This window comes from Kluyvera genomosp. 1, assembly GCF_001266615.1.
Lineage (GTDB): Bacteria > Pseudomonadota > Gammaproteobacteria > Enterobacterales > Enterobacteriaceae > Kluyvera > Kluyvera cryocrescens_A.
In genome coordinates, this window is the sequence record NZ_LGHZ01000016.1 from 1 (window position 1) to 21,515 (window position 21,515).

Below are 21,515 nucleotides of genomic sequence, written 5' to 3' on the forward strand. Positions count from 1 at the left end.
CTGGAAAGTAACCCCCTGCTTGAGCAAACCGATCTTCATGAGGAAGTTGAAACCCAGGAAACCGCCGATACCGAAACGCTGGACAGCGTGGACGCATTGGAAAAAACGGAAATGCCCGAAGAGCTGCCGCTCGACGCCAGCTGGGATGAAATTTACACCGCCGGAACGCCATCGGGCACCGGTGCGGATTATCAGGACGACGAACTGCCGGTTTATCAGGGTGAAACCACCCAGTCCTTACAGGACTATCTGATGTGGCAGGTGGAGTTAACGCCGTTTACCGATACCGACCGCGCCATTGCCACCTCGATTGTCGATGCTGTTGATGAAACAGGCTACCTCACCGTCACGCTGGAAGATATTCGCGAAAGCATCGGCAATGACGAAATCGGCCTTGATGAAGTGGAAGCAGTGCTTAAACGCATTCAGCGCTTCGATCCGGTCGGCGTGGCGGCAAAAGATCTGCGTGACTGCCTGCTGATCCAACTTTCTCAATTTACGCCCGATACGCCGCGCATCACCGAAGCACGGCTGATCATCTCCGAGCATCTCGATCTTCTTGCCAATCATGACTTCCGCTCACTGATGCGCGTCACGCGTCTGAAAGAAGACGTGCTAAAAGAAGCCGTCGATCTGATTCAATCGTTAGATCCGCGCCCAGGTCAGTCGATCCAAACCGGTGAGCCGGAATACGTGATCCCTGACGTGCTGGTCCGTAAGGTTAACGGCCGCTGGATGGTTGAGCTGAATGCCGACAGTATTCCGCGTTTGCAGATAAATCAGCACTACGCAGGCATGTGCAATAACGCCCGCAACGATGCCGACAGCCAGTTTATCCGCAGCAATCTGCAGGATGCCAAATGGCTGATTAAGAGCCTTGAGAGTCGTAACGACACGCTACTGCGCGTCAGCCGCTGCATCGTTGAACAGCAGCAGGCCTTTTTCGATCTCGGCGAAGAACATATGAAACCGATGGTGCTGGCGGATATCGCCCAGACTGTCGAGATGCACGAGTCCACGATTTCGCGTGTTACCACGCAGAAGTATTTGCATAGCCCACGGGGCATTTTTGAGCTTAAGTATTTCTTCTCCAGTCACGTGAGCACCGAAGGCGGCGGCGAAGCCTCGTCCACGGCGATTCGCGCGTTGGTGAAGAAATTGATTGCCGCGGAAAATCCCGCAAAACCACTGAGCGACAGTAAACTGACCACCATGCTCTCTGAACAGGGTATCATGGTGGCACGGCGTACCGTTGCAAAGTACCGAGAGTCTTTATCCATCCCGCCGTCAAACCAGCGTAAACAACTGGTCTGACTCTACTGATAAGGAAGACACTATGCAGCTCAACATCACTGGACACAACGTCGAAATTACCGAAGCGATGCGTGAATTCGTGAACACGAAATTCGTTAAGCTCGAACAGTATTTCGAAAGGATCAATCAGGTCTATATTGTGTTAAAAGTGGAGAAATTGACGCACATCTCGGATGCAACATTGCATGTTAACGGCGGCGAGCTTCACGCCAGCGCGGAAGGGAAAGATATGTACGCCGCCATCGACGGCTTGATCGACAAACTGTCGAGACAGTTGAACAAACACAAAGATAAACTAAAACAACACTGATTGTCCGAGCGATCGCCCGATATGCCCCCGCATATCGGGCGGTGCTTAGGTGAAATTATGACAAATAACGATTCCGCTCTTCAACTGAGCAACGTCCTTAACCAGGAATGTACCCGCAGTGCTGTGCACTGTCAGAGTAAAAAACGTGCGCTGGAAATCATCAGCGAGCTGGCGGCTAAACAGCTTAGCCTGCCTCCGCAGGTGGTGTTCGAAGCTATTCTGACCCGTGAGAAAATGGGCAGTACTGGCATCGGCAACGGCATCGCCATTCCTCACGGTAAACTGGAAGAGGATACGCTGCGCGCGGTAGGTGTCTTTGTGCAGCTGGAAACGCCGATCGCCTTCGACGCCATCGACAATCAGCCGGTTGACCTGCTGTTTGCCCTGCTGGTGCCAGCCGACCAGACTAAAACGCACCTGCATACGCTCTCTTTGGTGGCAAAACGTCTGGCGGATAAAACCATTTGTCGCCGCCTGCGCTCAGCGCAGAGTGACGAAGAGCTGTATCAAATCATCACCGATACGGAAACCCACGATGATGCATAATGGACATCACATCGTACTGAGGAGAAACGGTACATGGTACTGATGATCGTCAGCGGCCGCTCTGGCTCGGGAAAATCTGTTGCCCTGCGCGCGCTGGAAGATATGGGGTTTTACTGCGTCGATAACCTGCCGGTGGTGCTGCTGCCGGAGCTGGCAAAAACGCTGGCCGACCGTGAAATATCGGCTGCCGTCAGCATCGACGTACGTAACATGCCTGAATCACCGGAAATCTTCGAACGGGCGATGGAAAATCTGCCGGAGAACTTCTCCCCTCAGCTGCTGTTCCTCGATGCCGACCGTAATACGCTGATTCGCCGCTACAGCGACACCCGTCGCCTGCACCCGCTCTCAAGCAAAAACCTGTCGCTGGAAAGCGCCATCGATGAAGAGAGCAACCTGCTGGAACCGCTGCGTTCACGCGCCGACCTGATCGTTGATACTTCTGAGATGTCCGTTCACGAGCTAGCCGAAATGCTTCGTACCCGCCTGCTGGGTAAACGTGAGCGCGAGCTGACGATGGTGTTCGAATCCTTCGGCTTCAAGCACGGTATTCCTATCGATGCCGATTACGTCTTTGACGTCCGCTTCCTGCCGAACCCGCACTGGGATCCGAAGCTGCGTCCAATGACCGGGCTCGACAAACCGGTGGCCGCCTTCCTCGACCGCCACACAGAAGTACACAACTTTATTTATCAAACCCGCAGCTATCTTGAGCTATGGTTACCTATGCTGGAAACCAACAACCGTAGTTATCTGACGGTAGCTATTGGTTGTACCGGCGGTAAGCACCGTTCGGTGTATGTTGCCGAGCAGCTGGCTGACTACTTCCGTTCACGCGGTAAGAACGTGCAGTCTCGTCATCGGACGCTGGAAAAACGTAAATCATGACCGTAAAGCAAACCGTTGAAATCACCAATAAGCTGGGCATGCATGCACGCCCGGCCATGAAACTGTTTGAACTGATGCAGGATTTCGATGCGGAAGTACTGCTGCGTAATGATGAAGGAACTGAAGCAGAAGCCAACAGCGTGATTGCGCTGCTGATGCTGGACTCTGCGAAAGGGCGTCAGATTGAAGTCGAGGCCACCGGGCCACAGGAAGTGGAAGCGCTGGCGGCGGTAATCGCGCTGTTTAACGCCGGCTTCGACGAAGACTAGCCCGAATGGGCGCTTGCACCGCCGCTCGACGACGAGCCTGATAGCGCCCTACGCATCAGGCTCGCTCAGACTAATACAGCTTATTCTCCCGCATAAACCCTTCTCCACCCAACTGCCTCATTTGACGTAAAATCCACGCCTGGCGACTGCGTACATAGCCTGACGGCGCATTCGCCTTAAAACGAATCGGGTTTGGCAGCACAGCAGCCAACAGCGCCGCTTCCGCCATCGTCATTTTGCTGGCCGGTTTATGGAAGTAGCGCTGGGATGCCGCTTCAACACCAAATACACCCTCGCCAAATTCGGCAATATTCAAATAGACGGTCAGAATACGCTTCTTACTCCACACGGTTTCAATACCCAGCGTCAGGCCAGCTTCAAAGCCTTTACGCACCCAGCTGCGGCCATCCCACAGAAACAGATTCTTCGCCGTTTGCTGCGACAGCGTGGAAGCCCCACGGATACGATTTTCATTTTGCTCATTATGGGCGAGCGCTTTTTCAATCGCCGAGACATCAAACCCCCAGTGATCCGGGAATTTCTGGTCTTCCGCGGCAATCACCGCCAGTCCCATCCACGGTGACATCTCATCCATGCTGACCCAATCCGAATGAGCAACGTAGCTAAAGTTTCCCGTTAGCCACGCCCCCAGTTGGCGTTCAACCATCACAGCGGAAAATGGGACCGGCACAATGCTGAATAACGCAATGCCACCGCCCCAGAAAAGCACCAGCAGCAACAACAGACGCCCTAACAGACGTTTAAGCCACGCTACTCTTCTTAAAGCCATCTTCCTCACGCTAACCCTCTGACACTGATTAATATTTCTGATTAAGACGCTATGGTTCACACATTTTACTGATTCACGTAACAATCATTTTAAGATTTGCTATCTTATTGAGCGTGCAATCGTAATTCAGGTTGTGTCAAAAAAATCAAAATCATGTCAAGTACCTGACGCAACCACCAGTTCCCTGGTGTTGGCGCAGTATTCGCGCACCCCGGCTTGACCGGGGTCATTTTTTTCCAGCCGCCGCTACCCAAGCTTTCAGCACCGCAACATCGTGCTGCCACTCGGACTTCATCTCTTCAACCCATTCACCAACGTTATCAGACCACGCAGGAAGATCGGGGGACTGAATCTGCTGCCCAAGCTGTTGAAGATGACGCAAACCGATAGAACCGGCGGCACCTTTGATTTTATGCCCTTCCTCAACGATGCCTTTCTTATCCCGGGCCGTCAGATTCGATTCCAGAACCGCCAGGTAGCCCGGCATCATCTTCTCAAACACAGCCAAACCATCGGTAATCAACTTCGGTCCTACCAGCTCGATGTACTGTTCCAGCATCGGAATATCCAGCAACTGCTGCGATTTACCACTCTCAACAGGGGTCACGGCACTCTCCTCTTCGTCTTCAACGGTATCCCAGAATTTCTTGATCATCGCCGTCAGGGCCGGTACCGAAAGCGGCTTGCTCAGCACGTCGTCCATGCCGGCATCCATATACTCTTTTTTGTCTTTCAGTACGTTAGCCGTCAACGCCACCAGCGGCGGCAGATCGTCAGCGTGGTATTTACGCGTCAGCTCGCGAGAAATATCCAGGCCGGTCATATCCGGTAACTGAATATCCAGCAGCACCAGGTCATATTCGCCTGGCGTAAACTTCTCTAGCGCCTCTTTACCGGTCATCGCAACATCGACGCTATTACCCAGCTTCTCGAGTACCGAGCGGGCGACAATCACGTTGAGCTCAATATCTTCAACCAACAGCACGTGCAGAGCCGGCAGTGGCATGTCGTCTTCTTCAAACGCGTCTTCCACTTCTTCCGCAACGGCCGGTGCGTGGACGGTCAGAATAAAGGTCGAACCGTGTCCTGGCTGGCTGGAAACTTCAATGTCACCGCCCATGCTTTTCGCCAAACGGCGTGAGACAGCAAGGCCAATCCCGGTGCCGGTTGCCGGTTTACCGCCCTGGCTGTCTTTCACCTGATAATACATGGCGAAGATTTTGTCCTGCTCTTCCTGCGGGATACCGATACCAGAATCCTCAACCTCAAAGTGCAGCATGTCGCCCTCATCGTAGCGAACGCGCACCACAACATTGCCCTGCTGGGTGAATTTCACGGCATTGCTGATAAGATTCCACAAGATCTGGCGCAGACGGGTACCGTCGGTGATGACTTTATGCGGCAGCGGTAGCGTCGGCTCCATCACAAAGCGGAGCCCTTTCTGCTGCGCCTGCAGACCGGAGAGGTTTTCCAGGTCGGCCAGGAAGCCGGTGAAGTCGACAGGCTGGTTATCCAACTGGACTTTACGACGCTCCATTTTGTCCATGTCGATAATATCGTTAAAGATATTACCCAGGGTCACCGCAGAAACGTGGATCGTTTTAAGGTATTTCTCCTGCTCAGCGGTCAAATGGGTGTCGAGCAGAATACGGCTCAGCCCAACGATACCGTTGAGCGGCGTACGCAGTTCATGGCTGATAGTGGAAATAAATGTGGTTTTATCGCGGCTGGCGCGTTCAAGCGCATCCTGATAGCGCTTACGCTCAGTGATATCACGGCCAAAGCCCATCAAACCGTGACGTTTCCCCACGCGGTCGTAGTACGGCACTTTACGGATTTCAAAGCAGGCTTTACGCCCATCGGGATAATCGAGCCACTGCTCGTAGGTAAGCGAAACATTGTGGCGGAAGACCTTCTCATCGGTTTCGATGACTTTTGCCGCCGCTTCTGGCGTATACACATCTTCCGGGTGCAGGTGGATCAGCTGCTTTTCACTTTTGCCTGTCAGCAGTTCCATTGCACGGTTACAGCCGGAAAACTCTTTATCTTCATTACGGTAGAAAACCAAATCCGGTGAAGCATCAAGGAAAGAGCGGAGGAAAGACGACTGCTGCTCGAGGCGGATCTGCGTCTCTTCACGCTCCTGCATTTCAACTTTCAGCTGTTCCAGCGTCACCTGACGCTCGGCCTCGGCTTTCTCACGGTCGCTAATTTCCTGATTCAGCTGGGAGATGTTGTCCTTAAGCTGAACGTTCAGCTTCAGATCGCGCTCGCGCATCTCTTCCAGCTTCTCGACCAGACGGGACAGTCGCTGTCGCGACTCCTCAAGCTGTTCCACGACGACCGAAAGGAAATAGACCGCCCAAGGGGTGATCAGCAGACCAAAGAAGATGGAGCGAATAACGTCAATACTTTCGACCTGGCCATGCAGCACCATGGTCACCGCCATTTGTACGACGATGGCCAAAACCACCAGCGCCAGCGCCAGCAGCAGGGAGAAACGTACCAGACCCAGCTTCATCATCAGGTCGACGTAGTACTGTGCCAGCATACGGATTTGCTTCATGAGGAGTTCCTTAACAACGACATCGCTCAATAATACCTAATTCTGAGCAACGCGTTGAAGGTTGTGCGAAAAATGCGGGGATTATCTGTGAAATGCCCGGCAGCAAACGAATAGTCAGCGGAAGGCAGACCCCAGCGCAGCGTCTGGGGTGAGCGAAGTGCGTCGCCAGTCTTTATCAGCCCGGCTGCACCCATGGCGTACCCAGTGCCGATCCCTGCACGCCGTGCTCATTGAGGTACTTATCCAGCTCGACCATCCCGGTCCAACGATTTTCACACCACAGCGGCGCCAGCAGCGTTGGGCGGCGGGCGCTGGCGGAGATGCGGTGATAAATCACCTCCGGCGGCGTGTGGCGGATCATCTCACCGGCGGTGACCGTATAATCCTCCAGTTCGATACCGTTCAGGCGCCCGGCTTCCCAGGCCTTTGCCATAATACTGCCGGTCACGATATGCAGCGGGTGTAGCTTAATACCGTCGACACCGGTCTCAACGACCTGTTTAAGCGTCTCCAGACACTCTCCCTGCCCTTCGCCCGGCAGACCAACAATGAGGTGGCTGCACACCTTCAGGCCGCGCTCACGCGCCAGCCGTGTGGTTTGCTGGTAGCAGGCGAAATCATGCCCGCGATTAATACGATGCAGAGTTTTATCGTGCGCAGTTTGCAGCCCCAGTTCCAGCCACACTTCGTAGCCCTGCTCGTGATATTCGCTCAGCAAATCGAGAACCGCTTCCGGGACGCAGTCCGGCCGTGTCCCGACGCACAGGCCGACGATATTGGCCTGGCTTACTGCCTGTTGATACATCGAACGCAGCACCTGCACTTCGGCAAAGGTACTGGTATAAGCCTGGAAATAGGCCAGATAACGTTTGGCGCGGTTTACCAGCTGCGCCTGATGCGCCAGCTGGTCGGCAATTGACTTATGCTGCTGTGCTTCATCGGCAAAAGAGGCCACGTTACAGAACGTGCAACCTCCGCGCCCGATGGTGCCATCGCGATTCGGGCAGCTAAATCCACCATGCAGCGTCAGTTTATGGACCTTTTCGCCATATCGACGCGTAAGATCGCCACCAAACATATTGACTAATTTTTGTAACTGCATAATCTGATAGACCGGCCTGAAGAAAGGGGCCAAGCCTGCCATTTTTAGTCTCGATCGGCGATGACCTGGATCAATCGCCATGAAGACCGTTTACCTCATTGCATAACAAATCAAAATAACTGCAATTTCATTCACAAGTAATGAGATTATTTTTGCTTATATCTGGCGACAAATTTGCACTAATCCGCGCGGCGCTGAAAAACAGAGTGATCCTATATCCCCACACTCATTGCCAGCATTAAATGCTACTTAATACGAGTAAAACAGCGCATAACGATTATCACAGCGCTTTCATATAGTGAGACAGATCACACTCACTCCGCCCCTTCATTCCGTATCCCACGAGATGAAAACGTCATATTTTCTTTACTATTCATTGCCTTAATCGACCTATAGCACATTTTTGTATAAATAAGATTGCCATTTGACCTATGTATCGATTCCCGATAACTTGGAAATCCGCTGGAAGCTTTCTGGATGAGCAGCCTGCTCATCATATTTATGCAGTAATTGAGATTCCCTCTTAAGCAAGTCCTCAAACTTGTGTGACCTACGCGAAAAGGATAAAAGAGGGCGAATGCGAGGTAGGCAAAGAATGCCTTACCCCGTCGCCATGCTCTTGCTGTGCCTTGCGCGCAATCGATTAAGAGGGTCTCCCGTAGAGCCTGGGGAGGTTCACTGATATGTTGTACGATAAATCCCTTGAGAGGGATAACTGTGGTTTCGGCCTGATCGCCCACATAGAAGGCGAACCTAGCCACAAGGTAGTGCGTACCGCTATACACGCACTGGCCCGCATGCAGCACCGTGGGGCAATCCTCGCTGATGGTAAAACTGGCGATGGTTGTGGTCTGCTGTTGCAAAAACCTGACCGTTTCTTTCGCATCGTCGCCGAAGAGCGCGGCTGGCGCTTAGCGAAAAACTATGCCGTCGGGATGTTGTTCCTTAATAAAGATCCTGAACTGGCCGCCGCTGCCCGTCATATTGTCGAAGAAGAGCTGCAGCGCGAGACGCTGTCTATCGTCGGCTGGCGCGATGTGCCAACCAATGAAGGCGTGCTGGGTGAAATCGCCCTCTCCTCTTTGCCACGTATTGAGCAGATTTTCGTCAACGCCCCTGCGGGTTGGCGCCCGCGTGATATGGAACGCCGCCTGTTCATCGCGCGTCGCCGTATCGAAAAACGTCTCCAGGAAGATAAAGACTTCTACGTTTGTAGCCTGTCTAACCTGGTCAATATCTATAAAGGTCTGTGTATGCCGGCGGACTTGCCGCGCTTCTACCTGGATCTTGCGGACCTGCGTCTGGAATCAGCCATTTGCCTGTTCCACCAGCGCTTCTCCACCAACACCGTGCCGCGCTGGCCGCTGGCACAGCCGTTCCGCTATCTGGCGCACAACGGCGAAATCAATACCATTACCGGTAACCGCCAGTGGGCACGCGCCCGTACCTATAAATTCCAGACCCCGCTGATCCCGGATTTGCATGACGCCGCACCGTTCGTCAATGAAACCGGCTCCGACTCCAGCTCCATGGATAACATGCTGGAACTGCTGCTGGCCGGCGGTATGGACATCATTCGCGCCATGCGCTTACTGGTTCCACCGGCCTGGCAGAACAACCCGGATATGGATCCGGACCTGCGCTCCTTCTTCGACTTTAACTCCATGCACATGGAGCCGTGGGACGGCCCTGCGGGTATCGTCATGTCCGACGGTCGCTATGCCGCCTGTAACCTGGACCGTAACGGTCTGCGCCCGGCGCGCTACGTCATCACTAAAGATAAGCTCATTACCTGCGCCTCTGAAGTCGGTATCTGGGACTACCAGCCTGACGAAGTGGTGGAAAAAGGCCGCGTAGGCCCAGGCGAGCTGATGGTTATCGACACCCGTTCCGGCCGCATTCTGCACTCGGCAGAAACCGATGACGATCTGAAAAGCCGCCACCCGTACAAAGAGTGGATGGAGAAAAACGTCCGCCGTCTGGTACCGTTTGAAGATCTGCCGAACGAAGAAGTCGGCAGCCGCGAACTGGACGACGATACGCTCGCCAGTTACCAGAAGCAGTTTAACTACAGCGCCGAAGAGCTGGATTCCGTTCTCCGTGTACTCGGCGAAAACGGCCAGGAAGCGGTTGGCTCAATGGGCGATGATACGCCGTTTGCCGTACTCTCCAGCCAGCCACGCATTATTTATGACTACTTCCGTCAGCAGTTTGCGCAGGTCACCAACCCGCCAATTGACCCGCTGCGTGAAGCGCACGTGATGTCTCTGGCCACCAGCATCGGCCGTGAAATGAACGTCTTCTGCGAAGCGGAAGGCCAGGCACACCGTCTGAGCTTCAAATCGCCGATTCTGCTGTACTCCGATTTCAATCAGCTCACCACGATGAAAGAGGAACATTACCGCGCTGACACGCTGGATATCACCTTCGATGTGACCGAAAGCAGCCTCGAAGAGACGGTAAAAGCGCTGTGCGATAAAGCGGAACAGATGGTTCGCGACGGCACCGTTCTGCTGGTACTTTCTGACCGTAACATCGCTAAAAATCGCCTGCCGGTACCGGCACCAATGGCGGTGGGCGCGGTTCAGGCACGCCTGGTGGATAAGAGCCTGCGCTGCGATGCCAACATCATCGTGGAAACCGCCAGCGCCCGTGACCCGCACCACTTTGCGGTGCTGCTGGGCTTTGGCGCCACGGCTATCTATCCATATCTGGCCTACGAAACGCTGGGACGCCTGATTGACACCCATGCTATCGAAAAAGATTACCGTACGGTGATGCTGAACTACCGTAACGGCATCAACAAAGGCCTGTACAAGATCATGTCCAAAATGGGCATCTCGACCATTGCCTCTTACCGCTGCTCCAAACTGTTTGAAGCCGTTGGCCTGCACGATGACGTGGTCAGCAACTGCTTCCAGGGCGTGGTTAGCCGTATCGGCGGCGCTGGCTTTGAGGACTTCCAGCAGGATCTGTTGAACCTGTCGAAGCGCGCCTGGCTGGCGCGTAAACCGCTGGATCAGGGCGGCCTGCTGAAGTACGTCCATGGTGGCGAGTATCACGCCTATAACCCAGACGTGGTGCGCACTCTGCAACAGGCAGTACAAAGCGGCGAGTACAGCGATTATCAGGAATACGCCAAGCTGGTGAACGAACGTCCAGCGGCAACCCTGCGCGATCTGTTGGCGATTGCCCTGAACGGCGATACCGTCGATCTGGCCGACGTCGAGCCTGCCAGTTCACTGTTCAAGCGTTTCGATACGGCAGCGATGTCTATCGGTGCGTTGAGCCCGGAAGCGCACGAAGCGCTGGCGGAAGCGATGAACAGCATCGGCGGCAACTCTAACTCCGGCGAAGGCGGCGAAGACCCGGCGCGCTACGGCACCAATAAAGTGTCGCGCATCAAGCAGGTGGCTTCCGGTCGTTTCGGCGTGACACCAGCGTATCTGGTCAATGCCGACGTGATTCAGATTAAAGTCGCTCAGGGTGCAAAACCGGGCGAAGGCGGTCAGCTGCCGGGTGATAAAGTCACGCCGTACATCGCCAAACTGCGTTATTCGGTACCGGGCGTGACGCTGATCTCCCCACCGCCGCACCACGATATCTACTCTATCGAGGACCTGGCGCAGCTGATTTTCGACTTAAAACAGGTCAACCCGAAAGCGATGATCTCCGTGAAACTTGTTTCCGAACCGGGCGTCGGCACCATCGCCACCGGCGTAGCCAAAGCCTATGCAGACCTGATCACCATCGCCGGTTACGACGGTGGTACCGGGGCAAGCCCACTTTCTTCCGTGAAATACGCGGGCTGCCCGTGGGAACTGGGTCTGGTTGAAACCCAGCAGGCGCTGGTCGCTAACGGCCTGCGTCACAAGATCCGTCTGCAGGTTGATGGCGGCCTGAAAACGGGCGTGGACATCATCAAAGCCGCGATTCTGGGTGCAGAAAGCTTCGGCTTCGGTACCGGCCCAATGGTCGCGCTGGGCTGTAAATATCTGCGTATTTGTCACCTCAACAACTGCGCAACCGGCGTAGCAACCCAGGACGACAAACTGCGTAAGAACCACTACCACGGTCTGCCGTTCAAAGTGACCAACTACTTTGAATTTATCGCCCGCGAAGTGCGTGAGCTGATGGCAAGCCTGGGCGTAACCCGCCTGGTGGATCTGATTGGTCGTACCGACCTGCTCAAAGAGCTGGAAGGCTTCACCGCCAAGCAGCAGAAGCTGGAGCTGTCTCGTTTGCTGGAAACCGCTGAGCCGCATCCGGGTAAAGCGCTGTTCTGCACCGAGAACAACCCGCCGTTCGATAACGGCGTGCTGAACGCACAGCTATTGCAGCAGGCGAAACCGTTTGTCGATGAGCGCCAGAGCAAAACCTTCTGGTTCGATATTCGCAACACCGACCGTTCCGTAGGCGCATCGCTGTCTGGTTATATTGCCCAGACGCACGGCGATCAGGGGCTGGCATCAGACCCGATTAAAGCGCACTTCAGCGGCACCGCAGGCCAGAGCTTCGGCGTGTGGAACGCCGGCGGCGTTGAGCTGTACCTGACCGGCGATGCCAACGACTATGTCGGTAAAGGCATGGCGGGCGGCCTGTTGGCCATTCGTCCTCCGGTGGGTTCAGCCTTCCGCAGCCACGAAGCGAGCATTATCGGTAACACCTGTCTGTACGGCGCGACCGGTGGTCGTCTGTACGCCGCGGGCCGTGCGGGCGAACGCTTCGGTGTTCGTAACTCCGGCGCAATTACCGTCGTTGAAGGTATTGGCGACAACGGTTGTGAATACATGACCGGTGGCATCGTCTGTATCCTCGGTAAAACAGGCGTTAACTTCGGCGCCGGTATGACGGGCGGTTTCGCCTACGTACTGGATGAAGACGGTGATTTCCGCAAACGCGTGAACCCGGAACTGGTGGAAGTGCTGGGTGTTGAAACCCTGGCCATTCACGAAGAGCACCTGCGCGGTCTGATTACCGAGCACGTACAGCTGACCGGTTCATCACGTGGTGAAGAGATCCTGGCGAACTGGCCGGCGTTCTCCGCGAAATTCGCGCTGGTTAAACCGAAGTCCAGTGATGTGAAAGCACTGTTGGGTCATCGTAGTCGTAGCGCAGCTGAGCTGCGTGTGCAGGCGCAGTAAGGGGTCATCATGAGTCAGAACGTTTATCAATTTATCGACCTGCAGCGCGTTGATCCGCCGAAGAAGCCGCTGAAGATCCGCAAGATCGAATTTATCGAGATTTACGAGCCGTTTTCCGAAGGTCAGGCCAAAGCACAGGCAGATCGCTGCCTGTCCTGCGGCAACCCGTACTGCGAGTGGAAATGTCCGGTGCATAACTACATTCCAAACTGGCTGAAGCTGGCCAACGAGGGGCGTATTTTTGAGGCAGCTGAGCTGTCGCACCAGACCAACACCCTGCCAGAAGTCTGCGGTCGCGTTTGCCCGCAGGATCGTCTGTGCGAAGGTTCCTGTACCCTGAACGATGAGTTCGGTGCGGTGACCATCGGCAACATCGAGCGCTATATCAACGATAAAGCGTTTGAAATGGGCTGGCGTCCGGATCTCACCGGCGTGAAGCAGACCGGTAAGAAAGTCGCCATCATCGGTGCTGGCCCGGCAGGCCTCGCCTGTGCCGATGTGCTGACCCGAAACGGCGTGAAGGCGGTGGTCTTTGACCGCCACCCGGAAATCGGCGGTCTGCTGACCTTCGGTATCCCGGCCTTTAAGCTGGAGAAAGAGGTCATGACCCGTCGCCGTGAGATCTTCACCGGCATGGGCATTGAGTTCAAACTTAATGTCGAAGTGGGCCGTGACGTCCAGTTGGATGACCTGCTGAAGGATTACGATGCGGTATTCCTCGGCGTCGGCACCTATCAGTCTATGCGCGGGGGGCTGGAGAACGAAGATGCTTCTGGCGTATTCGATGCGCTGCCGTTCCTGATTGCCAACACTAAGCAGATTATGGGCTTTGGTGAAACCACCGAAGAGCCGTATGTCACGATGGAAGGCAAACGCGTCGTCGTACTGGGCGGTGGCGATACGGCGATGGACTGCGTGCGTACTTCTATTCGTCAGAATGCAACTCACGTTATCTGCGCCTATCGCCGCGACGAAGAGAACATGCCGGGTTCCAAACGCGAAGTGAAAAACGCACGTGAAGAAGGCGTCGAGTTCCAGTTCAACGTCCAGCCGCTGGGTGTGGAAGTGAATGCCAATGGCAAAGTGTGCGGCGTGAAAATGGCACGTACTGAGATGGGTCAGCCGGATGCGAAAGGCCGTCGCCGTGCGGAAATCGTCGCCGGTTCTGAACACGTTGTTCCGGCCGATGCGGTGGTAATGGCGTTTGGTTTCCGTCCTCACAGCATGGAGTGGCTGGCGAAGCACAGCGTGGAGCTGGATTCTCAGGGTCGTATTGTCGCGCCGGAAGGTAACGAGAATGCGTTCCAGACCAGCAACCCGAAAATCTTTGCCGGTGGTGACATCGTACGTGGTTCAGATCTGGTGGTGACGGCTATCGCCGAAGGTCGCAAAGCGGCTGATGGGATCATGAACTGGCTGGAAGTGTAACGCTTTTCTCCCTCACCCTCTCCCTAAGGGAGAGGGTATCGATAGTGCCAATATTCAAGCTTACGGTTTTCTCTCCCCTCGGTGGGAGAGAAACCTATTTTGCCCACTCCTGAGCGTTTACGGTTTTCTCCCTATCACCGTGGGATAGGGTCGGGGTGAGGGCGTCTGCACGCACTTTGACTACCACCTTCTTAATCTCCCCTGCCACCTCTACCGTACATCCCGGCTTATGCGACTCACCCGGCATAAACACCGCGAACATCCCTGGCCTTAGCGTCACACTTTGCTCATTTTCCATTACCGAACAAAGCTGATAATCCTCTTCTTCATGCCACGCTTCACACTGTCTCGCGGCCCCTGCGCGAGCAAATAAAATCCGCTCCTCGCCGCTCAGTAAAAGCTGGATATCAACATATCGTGCATGCAGCTCCGCTTTTTTGCTTTCTGCAGGCTGCGTGGCAAACGACATGACGTTCATAAAAATATCGTCGCCGCGCAGCTCATAGCGCCCCGTCGCTTTTTCCTGCGGACGAGCGGTTAACGCCAGCGTAAGCGCTTCGACCAAAATCGGATGTAGCCCCGCAGAGCCCAGCGTCTGAATGTCACCCATCACCATCATTTATCTCCCTGGGCCAACAGCGCGGCCCCCAGTAATCCGGCGTCATGCCGGTAATGTGCCGGTTGTAACCTAACCTGATAGGCCGCTGGCTCCTGTGCTAAATAGGTTTCAACCTGTGCCAGGTAACCTTCTGCAAGCCCAACACTGCCGCCAATCACCACGCACAGGCAGTCGGTCGTCGCCTTCACATCGGCAATTAATCTCGCGAGCGCCTGCGCTGAACGATGAATAAGCAGAGCCGCCTGCTGATCCCCCTCCCCTGCACGGGTAAAGATAGTTTTCGCATCACAGCCAGTCAGCTCACCCTGCGCGGCAGCGGCAATCCCACGCCCGGAAGCAATTGCTTCCACGCAGCCATGACGGCCACAGCCACACATCGGTCCGTTTGGGTCGGCCAGCGTATGGCCCAAATGCCCTGCCAGGCCACCGCAACCGCAACCGCAAACCAGTTTACCGTCGAGCACCACGCCGCCGCCGACGCCGGTCGAGACGGTGATAAACACCATATCGCGATAATCGCCGCCCAATGCCCGGTATTCCGCCCATGCCGCCGCCTGGGCGTCATTCACCGCCAGTACCGGCAAACCGGTTATCGCGGCCAACGTATCCGTCAGCGGAAAATGGAGTAGCCCGCCCAAATTATCCGGGTTAATGGCCAGCAGAATGCCGTCACGAATAATCCCGGTCGACGCTATTGCCACACGATCCGCACGCGGATAAAGCGGTGCTACCAGCGTCTGTAAAGCCGCTCGAAGCTCATCCGGGGTTTGGCTGGCAGGCGTGGGCAGCTCGCGGCGCTCAACAAGATTCAGCGCATCATCCACCAGTGCGGCGGCCAGTTTGGTGCCGCCAATATCAATAGCCAGTGTTGTCATAGCACCGCCTGTTTTAACGCCGTGTTGTACCACTGGCAGATATGCTCCAGACGAGTAATCGCAGAGCCGACCGTTACTGCCCACGCGCCATTACGCATGGCTTGAGCCGCTTGCACCGGCGTGTTGTATCGCCCTTCGGCAATCACCCGGCAGCCGGCATCGCTTAACGCTTTCACCAGTTGGAAATCCGGTTCGTCAGGCGTTTGCGTCGTGGTATACCCAGAAAGCGTGGTACCAATAATCTCAGCCCCCAACCGCTGACATGCCATGCCATCTTCAAAGGTTGAGCAATCCGCCATTGCCAATAAGCCGTGCTGGTGAATAGCCGCAACTAGCGATGGTACGCTCGCCGGACGGAGGCGATCGGTGCCATCGATCGCGATAATATCGGCACCGGCGGCCGCCAACGAGGCGACATCATCCAGGTAAGGAGTGATGCGCACCGGCGAGTCGTCAAGATCGCGTTTGAGAATGCCGATAATCGGGATGGATACAACTGCACGCGTGGCGCGTAAATTGGCGACACCTTCGATACGCAGTGCTACGGCACCCGCCTGCTCTGCCGCCAGCGCCATCGCGGCCACAATATCAGGTTTATCCAGCGGGCTGTTGGGAACCGGCTGGCAGGAGACGATCAGGCCACCGGATTGCGTAATTCGTTCATTAAGCTGTTCAAGTAAAGACATCATCACATCCTCATGGACTGCCCGGCAAACGCCGGGCTCCCTGGTTAACTTTTACTTTTCACTAAATCACTTTTACTGCTGCCGAAAGGGACGGCACCGCTAAACGGCCTGCCATCGATGGCATCATGGGTGCGCAGCGCTTCCGGACGGATCCAGCGCTGAACGCGCGTCGGCATATCGAGGCCGATCAGTAGGATCACCACGAAGGTCAGACTGAAGGAGAGCGAACCCAGCGCGGTGCCCAGATCCAACCGTTGCGCGATCAGCGCGCCAAGAATTGGTGCTAATGCGCCGCCCAACGCACCGACGTTATAGGTAAAGCCCAGCCCCGCAGCACGCTGATCGGTATCGAAATAACCACCGATCAGTTTGGGTAGAATCCCCGAAATCCCTTGCCCCAGCATCTGCTGGAAGAAGAGCAAGAAGCCCAGCACCCACACGTTGGTGCCGCCAATGGCAAACACCGGAATGATCAGCAGCTGCGAGGCCAACAGGCTGCAAACGTAGGCTTTACGGGTACCCAGCCAATCGCCGAGAAAACCGCCTACGCAGCAACCGACTGCCGCGCCAAAGCCGCTAAAGAACAGCACATTGGCTACGGTATGCGGGTCATAGGCCAGCTCGGTTTTGAGATAGGTCGGCAGTAACGCCTGGATCGGCCACGAGTAAAGGAAGGCGAACAGCACCACCACCATCAACATGACCCCAGTCGGCCAGCGTTTACCGCTGCTCTGGACCATAAAACTGATGAAGATAATGGCGCAGACCAGACCCAGCAGCGCCACCAGCCCAGCAATACGCGCTTCGCCGGCAAAGCAGTACCATAATGACGCCCCTGCCACACAGGTCATGATGATATTCATCACCCGGTGCTGGCCACGGTAGAGAATATCGACCATGGTGCGTACCGGCGCTTTGCCTTCATGCTTCTGTTTCCAGTCTTCCGCTTCCGGAATATTTTTACGCAGCCAGAGGGCGAATACGATCGGCACAATGCCGATGAAGAAGAGCGCTCGCCAGCCCCAGACCGGGACGACCAGGCTATAGACCTGCGCCGCGATAACCGCCCCTACGGAGAAACCGGAAATCAAGAAACCACTGGCCTTATTGCGCAGCTGCTTCGGCCAGCTTTCAATGACATAGGTCGCGCTGGAACCGTATTCCCCTGCCATCCCCATGCCGATAACCAGACGAGCGATAAACAAAGAGGTGTAGCCCGGCGCAAAACCGCAGGCGAGCGTGCCCGCAGAAAACAGGATAATGCTGGTGACCATCGCCAGACGGCGGCCGTAGCGATCGCCCATTGCGCCAAGCATCAGGCCGCCAAACCAGCGGGAGATAAAGGCAGCAGAAATCAGGCTTGCCGCCTGAACGGTAGTTAAACCAAACTCGCCCTGTACTTCGGTCAGCACCAGTGCGATTAAGACAAAATCAAAACCATCAAGCAAATACCCCAACCAGGCGGCGGAAAATGCTCGCCACTGTGCCCGATTGAGATGGCGATACCACGGGATATTCTGGGTCGTTGTACTCATGGTGAGTCTCCCGCGGTGGGCGATGCCCACGCGCTTTGGTATGAATGAGAGCGGGATTGCACCCGCCCTGGCCCCCTATTTCAGATAGGGGGAGAGTCGGCACGCTGTATTAACCACGCTCCTGCATCAACTGCTGCGCCAGCGCTTTCAGTTCCGGCAGGAATTTTTCATCCACCGGCGCAAACGGCTTGCGGCACAGCGGAACGGAAACCACATCCATGTAGTGCAAGACCGTTTTCAGTCCACGGAATACGCCAACTTTGATAAGCAGATCGATAACCTTGTTACACTCAACCTGCCAGCGCTGCGCCTTCGCGATATCCCCCTCTTTCAGCGCCTGCACAATCGCCATATAGCGCCAACCCATAATGTTATAGGTACTGCCGATACCGCCGTCCGCTCCGGCCAACAGGCCAGATGCAAAGATTTCATCGTAGCCGTTGTAAAGCACCAGATCCGGATGCGCGCGGCGGATCTGATCCATTTGATAAAGATCGCCCGAGGTTTGCTTCAATGCACCAACGCCCGGCAGCGTTACCAGCGTGCTGATCTGATCCAGCGTCAGTTTTACCCCACTTAGCGCCGGAATGTTGTAGACCACCATCGGTAATCCATCAGCTGAATCAATAATTGCACGGTAGTGATCGCAGTGTTCTTCAAAGCTGAACGGATAGTAGAACGGGGTAACCGCAGAGACCGCATCAAATCCATAGCGCTTTGCCGCCGCCGCCAGCTGTTGGCTTTCCGCCGTGCTGACACAGCCAACATGGGCAATTAAGGTAATCTTTCCCTTGGCCTCTTCTGCCACAATTTCAAGAACTTCTTCACGCTCTGCCAGGCTCTGGATAAAGGCCTCACCGGTTGAACCACCGACATATACCCCATCAACACCCTGCTCTATGTTAAAGCGCACCAGGCGGCGCAGACTGGCCTGATCGATTTTCTGCTGGGCATCGAAAGGAGTAAGAAGCGCGGGCATCACGCCCCGTAAATTGTTAGCCATACATACCTCGTAGTGATATTTAATCGAATAAGCTGTGTACCTTTATACCTGTTATACCAGATAGTTTTTGCAGCAGCGTAATACAGAAAGCTTATTGTGCGATCGACTTCACTAAACCGATCGCAATGCGAGGATCATTTACGGGATTTTTTGGCTTTGCCGAAGGCGTGCCAGGTAGCAGAAACGCTATTGAGGTGGGCCTGCAGGGCGCGGTCAGCTTCTTCCGGATCGTGGGCACGGATAGCATCAACGATTGCAATATGCTGTTGATAGCTGACGCTGTTATGTTCGTGAAGCTCCTGATCCGCCACTTTAGGACGTGCTGCAATCAGCCAATCCAGCAGCGCCACGTGGATCGCCATAAAGATAGGGTTGCCGGGGATCTCTGCCAGCACGCGGTGAAAGTCGACGTCCGAACGGATAAACTGCGCGTTATCATCCAACGACTGGCTGTTGATCTCCAGCGCTTTGCTCAGCAGAGCAATTTGTTCATCCGTGGCATGCTCAGCGGCATAGCGTACCAGACTGGACTCGAAGAACAGACGCAGCTGTTCAAAATGCGCAATACCGCCGGGATGCGAGAGAAAATCTTTCGCCATACCGGAGAGTTCACCAATGATGGTGTCCGCCGAAGGACGCGATACGCGCGCGCGTTCACCGTTATTGATCTGCACCAGCCCTTTACGTTTGAGCGCCGCCAGCGCTTCACGCACCGAGGGACGGCCAACGTTGAAGAACGCCATCAGCTCGCGCTCGGACGGCAGCTGTCCTTCCTCACCAAATTCACGGCGGCGAATCATCTGTTCCAGCTCTTCTTCCACCATGTCAGACAGTTTTTTGCGCGCCAACGGGCGGCGGCGCAGGCTGTTGCCGATAGTCTCTTCTGAGTTGGAGTCAAATGCGCTCATAGGTACCGTTTAACCTGGATAGATGGGGAAAATTTACAGCGTTTTCATCATATCACAAAATGTACGGAGGAAATGAATGCGGGGCGAGAGAGGTATGGCCGAAAAAAAACAGACCCATGGGGTCTGTTCTCTACGTTACTTCACGACACGGAGCGCCGGTCGGCCACCGCGCGGCGGTGGCGTATCGTCCGGGGAATCGTCGTTGTCATCGTCCGGCTTGTCGCCATCGATGATCGACATGACCGTTTCGCTTCCAGCGTTTTCCACGCTATCGTCGTTAAAGCCTTCCGCGTCTTCATCATAAGCCGCTTCAGCTTCAAACATGGTTCCAGCACCGTTCTCACGCGCATAGATAGCCAATACGGCAGCCAGCGGTACGGAAACCTGACGCGGTACGCCGCCAAAGCGCGCATTAAAGCGCACTTCGTCGTTGGACAGCTCAAGGTTTCCCACTGCGCGTGGCGCAATGTTCAACACAATCTGACCATCACGCGCGTATTCCATCGGCACGTTTATTCCCGGCTGCATAACATCAACAACCAGGTGTGGCGTCAGCTGGTTATCCAGCAGCCACTCATAGAACGCACGAAGCAGATACGGGCGACGCGGAGAAAGCTGTGAAACGTCCATTCAATTAGCCCCGGCCAATGCGCATTTCGCGCTCGGCTTCCGTTAAGGACGCAAGGAATGAGTCACGCTCAAAGACGCGGGTCATGTAGCCTTTCAGCTCTTTCGCGCCGGCACCAACCAGTTCAATACCCATTACCGGCAGACGCCACAGCAGCGGAGCCAGGTAGCAGTCAACGATGCTGAACTCGTCACTTAAGAAGAACGGCTTCTGAGTGAAGACCGGCGCAATCGCCAGCAGCTCTTCACGCAGCTGTTTACGTGCTGCGTCAGCCTGAGCGGCAGAACCGTTCATCACGGTGTGCATCAGTGAATACCAGTCTTTCTCGATACGGTGCATGTACAGACGGCTTTCACCACGCGCAACCGGATAAACCGGCATCAGCGGTGGATGAGGGAAACGCTCATCGAGATATTCCATAATGATGCGAGATTCCCAAAGGGTCAGCTCGCGGTCTACCAGTGTCGGAACGCTTTGATTCGGGTTGAGGTCAATCAGATCCTGTGGTGGATTGTCCTTTTCCACGTGCTCTATCTCAAAACTCACACCTTTCTCAGCCAGCACGATGCGGACCTGATGGCTATAGATGTCAGTAGGACCAGAAAACAGCGTCATTACCGAACGTTTGTTGGCAGCGACAGCCATGAAAACCTCCAGGTATAATCAGAATTTGTACTGCTACCAGCCACAACGGCGGCTAGCCAGATGATAAGCCTCATCTGCACGTTAGACGACATTCCCGTTCATAAACTAAACAAAAAATGAACAATCGCGCGCATTTGGGCAGAAAATTGGATGATAGTCTACCAGATTTTGAACGGCTTGTGGTGAGGGGATTCTTGAAAAGCGGAAAAAGAGCCTGTACACGCCACGTTGCGGGCATAAAAAAACCCGCCGAGGCGGG

The 21,515-nt window shown here is 55.1% G+C and carries 18 protein-coding genes; 7 read left to right on the forward strand and 11 right to left on the reverse strand.

Features of this window, described 5'->3' with window-relative positions; all coding sequences use genetic code 11:
• The 5 genes from rpoN to npr form a co-directional block, all read left to right on the forward strand.
• On the forward strand, positions 1 to 1,314 hold a 1,314-nt coding region (rpoN, locus tag KP80_RS10545; RefSeq protein ID WP_052283604.1), incomplete at its 5' end, for an RNA polymerase factor sigma-54.
• 22 nt (positions 1,315 to 1,336) lie between these two features.
• Positions 1,337 to 1,624 carry a ribosome hibernation promoting factor gene (hpf, locus tag KP80_RS10550; RefSeq protein WP_052283605.1) on the forward strand — a complete coding sequence of 96 codons (288 nt, stop codon included), beginning with the start codon at positions 1,337 to 1,339 and terminating at the stop codon, positions 1,622 to 1,624.
• 57 nt (positions 1,625 to 1,681) lie between these two features.
• A complete protein-coding gene (gene ptsN, locus KP80_RS10555) occupies positions 1,682 to 2,170 on the forward strand; it encodes a PTS IIA-like nitrogen regulatory protein PtsN (RefSeq protein ID WP_052283606.1) in 489 nt (162 codons plus the stop codon).
• A 33-nt stretch (positions 2,171 to 2,203) separates the two neighbouring features.
• Positions 2,204 to 3,058 carry an RNase adapter RapZ gene (gene rapZ, locus KP80_RS10560; protein ID WP_052283607.1) on the forward strand — a complete coding sequence of 285 codons (855 nt, stop codon included), beginning with the start codon at positions 2,204 to 2,206 and terminating at the stop codon, positions 3,056 to 3,058.
• Entirely contained in the window at positions 3,055 to 3,327 is a 273-nt protein-coding gene (gene npr / locus KP80_RS10565; RefSeq protein ID WP_052283608.1) for a PTS phosphocarrier protein NPr, read from the forward strand. The genes rapZ and npr overlap by 4 nt, the downstream gene beginning before the upstream one ends.
• A gap of 70 nt (positions 3,328 to 3,397) precedes the next feature.
• On the opposite strand, the gene mtgA is transcribed toward npr, so the two are convergent.
• The 3 genes from mtgA to KP80_RS10580 form a co-directional block, all read right to left on the reverse strand.
• Entirely contained in the window at positions 3,398 to 4,117 is a 720-nt protein-coding gene (gene mtgA, locus KP80_RS10570) for a monofunctional biosynthetic peptidoglycan transglycosylase (RefSeq protein WP_052283609.1), read from the reverse strand.
• Positions 4,118 to 4,343: 226 nt separating this feature from the next.
• Complete coding sequence (gene arcB / locus KP80_RS10575) at positions 4,344 to 6,683, reverse strand: aerobic respiration two-component sensor histidine kinase ArcB (protein ID WP_052283610.1); 2,340 nt, start codon at positions 6,681 to 6,683, stop codon at positions 4,344 to 4,346.
• 175 nt (positions 6,684 to 6,858) lie between these two features.
• A complete protein-coding gene (locus tag KP80_RS10580) occupies positions 6,859 to 7,785 on the reverse strand; it encodes a TIGR01212 family radical SAM protein (RefSeq protein WP_156315641.1) in 927 nt (308 codons plus the stop codon).
• Positions 7,786 to 8,468: 683 nt separating this feature from the next.
• Here KP80_RS10580 and gltB point away from each other — a divergent pair.
• Positions 8,469 to 12,929, forward strand: coding sequence for a glutamate synthase large subunit (gltB, locus tag KP80_RS10595; RefSeq protein ID WP_052283611.1), 4,461 nt, complete (start codon positions 8,469 to 8,471; stop codon positions 12,927 to 12,929).
• 9 nt (positions 12,930 to 12,938) lie between these two features.
• On the forward strand, positions 12,939 to 14,357 hold the full coding sequence (locus tag KP80_RS10600; protein ID WP_052283612.1) for a glutamate synthase small subunit: 1,419 nt from the start codon (positions 12,939 to 12,941) through the stop codon (positions 14,355 to 14,357).
• A 94-nt stretch (positions 14,358 to 14,451) separates the two neighbouring features.
• Here the strand turns inward: KP80_RS10600 and nanQ are convergent, their stop codons facing one another.
• The 8 genes from nanQ to sspA all read right to left on the reverse strand — a co-directional run bounded on the left by nanQ (position 14,452) and on the right by sspA (position 21,256).
• Entirely contained in the window at positions 14,452 to 14,973 is a 522-nt protein-coding gene (gene nanQ / locus KP80_RS10605) for an N-acetylneuraminate anomerase (RefSeq protein WP_082221736.1), read from the reverse strand.
• Positions 14,973 to 15,851, reverse strand: a complete 879-nt coding sequence (gene nanK, locus KP80_RS10610; RefSeq protein ID WP_052283614.1) for an N-acetylmannosamine kinase — start codon at positions 15,849 to 15,851, stop codon at positions 14,973 to 14,975. The genes nanQ and nanK overlap by 1 nt, the downstream gene beginning before the upstream one ends.
• On the reverse strand, positions 15,848 to 16,537 hold the full coding sequence (locus KP80_RS10615) for an N-acetylmannosamine-6-phosphate 2-epimerase (RefSeq protein ID WP_052283615.1): 690 nt from the start codon (positions 16,535 to 16,537) through the stop codon (positions 15,848 to 15,850). Before KP80_RS10615 ends, nanK begins: the two co-directional genes overlap by 4 nt.
• Positions 16,538 to 16,581: 44 nt before the next feature.
• On the reverse strand, positions 16,582 to 18,072 hold the full coding sequence (locus KP80_RS10620; protein ID WP_052283616.1) for an MFS transporter: 1,491 nt from the start codon (positions 18,070 to 18,072) through the stop codon (positions 16,582 to 16,584).
• A gap of 109 nt (positions 18,073 to 18,181) precedes the next feature.
• A complete protein-coding gene (nanA, locus tag KP80_RS10625) occupies positions 18,182 to 19,075 on the reverse strand; it encodes an N-acetylneuraminate lyase (protein WP_052283617.1) in 894 nt (297 codons plus the stop codon).
• Positions 19,076 to 19,209: 134 nt separating this feature from the next.
• Positions 19,210 to 19,983, reverse strand: a complete 774-nt coding sequence (gene nanR, locus KP80_RS10630; RefSeq protein WP_052283618.1) for a transcriptional regulator NanR — start codon at positions 19,981 to 19,983, stop codon at positions 19,210 to 19,212.
• A gap of 135 nt (positions 19,984 to 20,118) precedes the next feature.
• Positions 20,119 to 20,613: a ClpXP protease specificity-enhancing factor gene (gene sspB / locus KP80_RS10635; RefSeq protein WP_052283619.1), complete on the reverse strand. Its 495-nt coding sequence runs from the start codon at positions 20,611 to 20,613 to the stop codon at positions 20,119 to 20,121.
• 4 nt (positions 20,614 to 20,617) lie between these two features.
• Positions 20,618 to 21,256, reverse strand: a complete 639-nt coding sequence (sspA, locus tag KP80_RS10640) for a stringent starvation protein SspA (protein ID WP_052283620.1) — start codon at positions 21,254 to 21,256, stop codon at positions 20,618 to 20,620.
• Positions 21,257 to 21,515 lie beyond the last annotated feature (259 nt).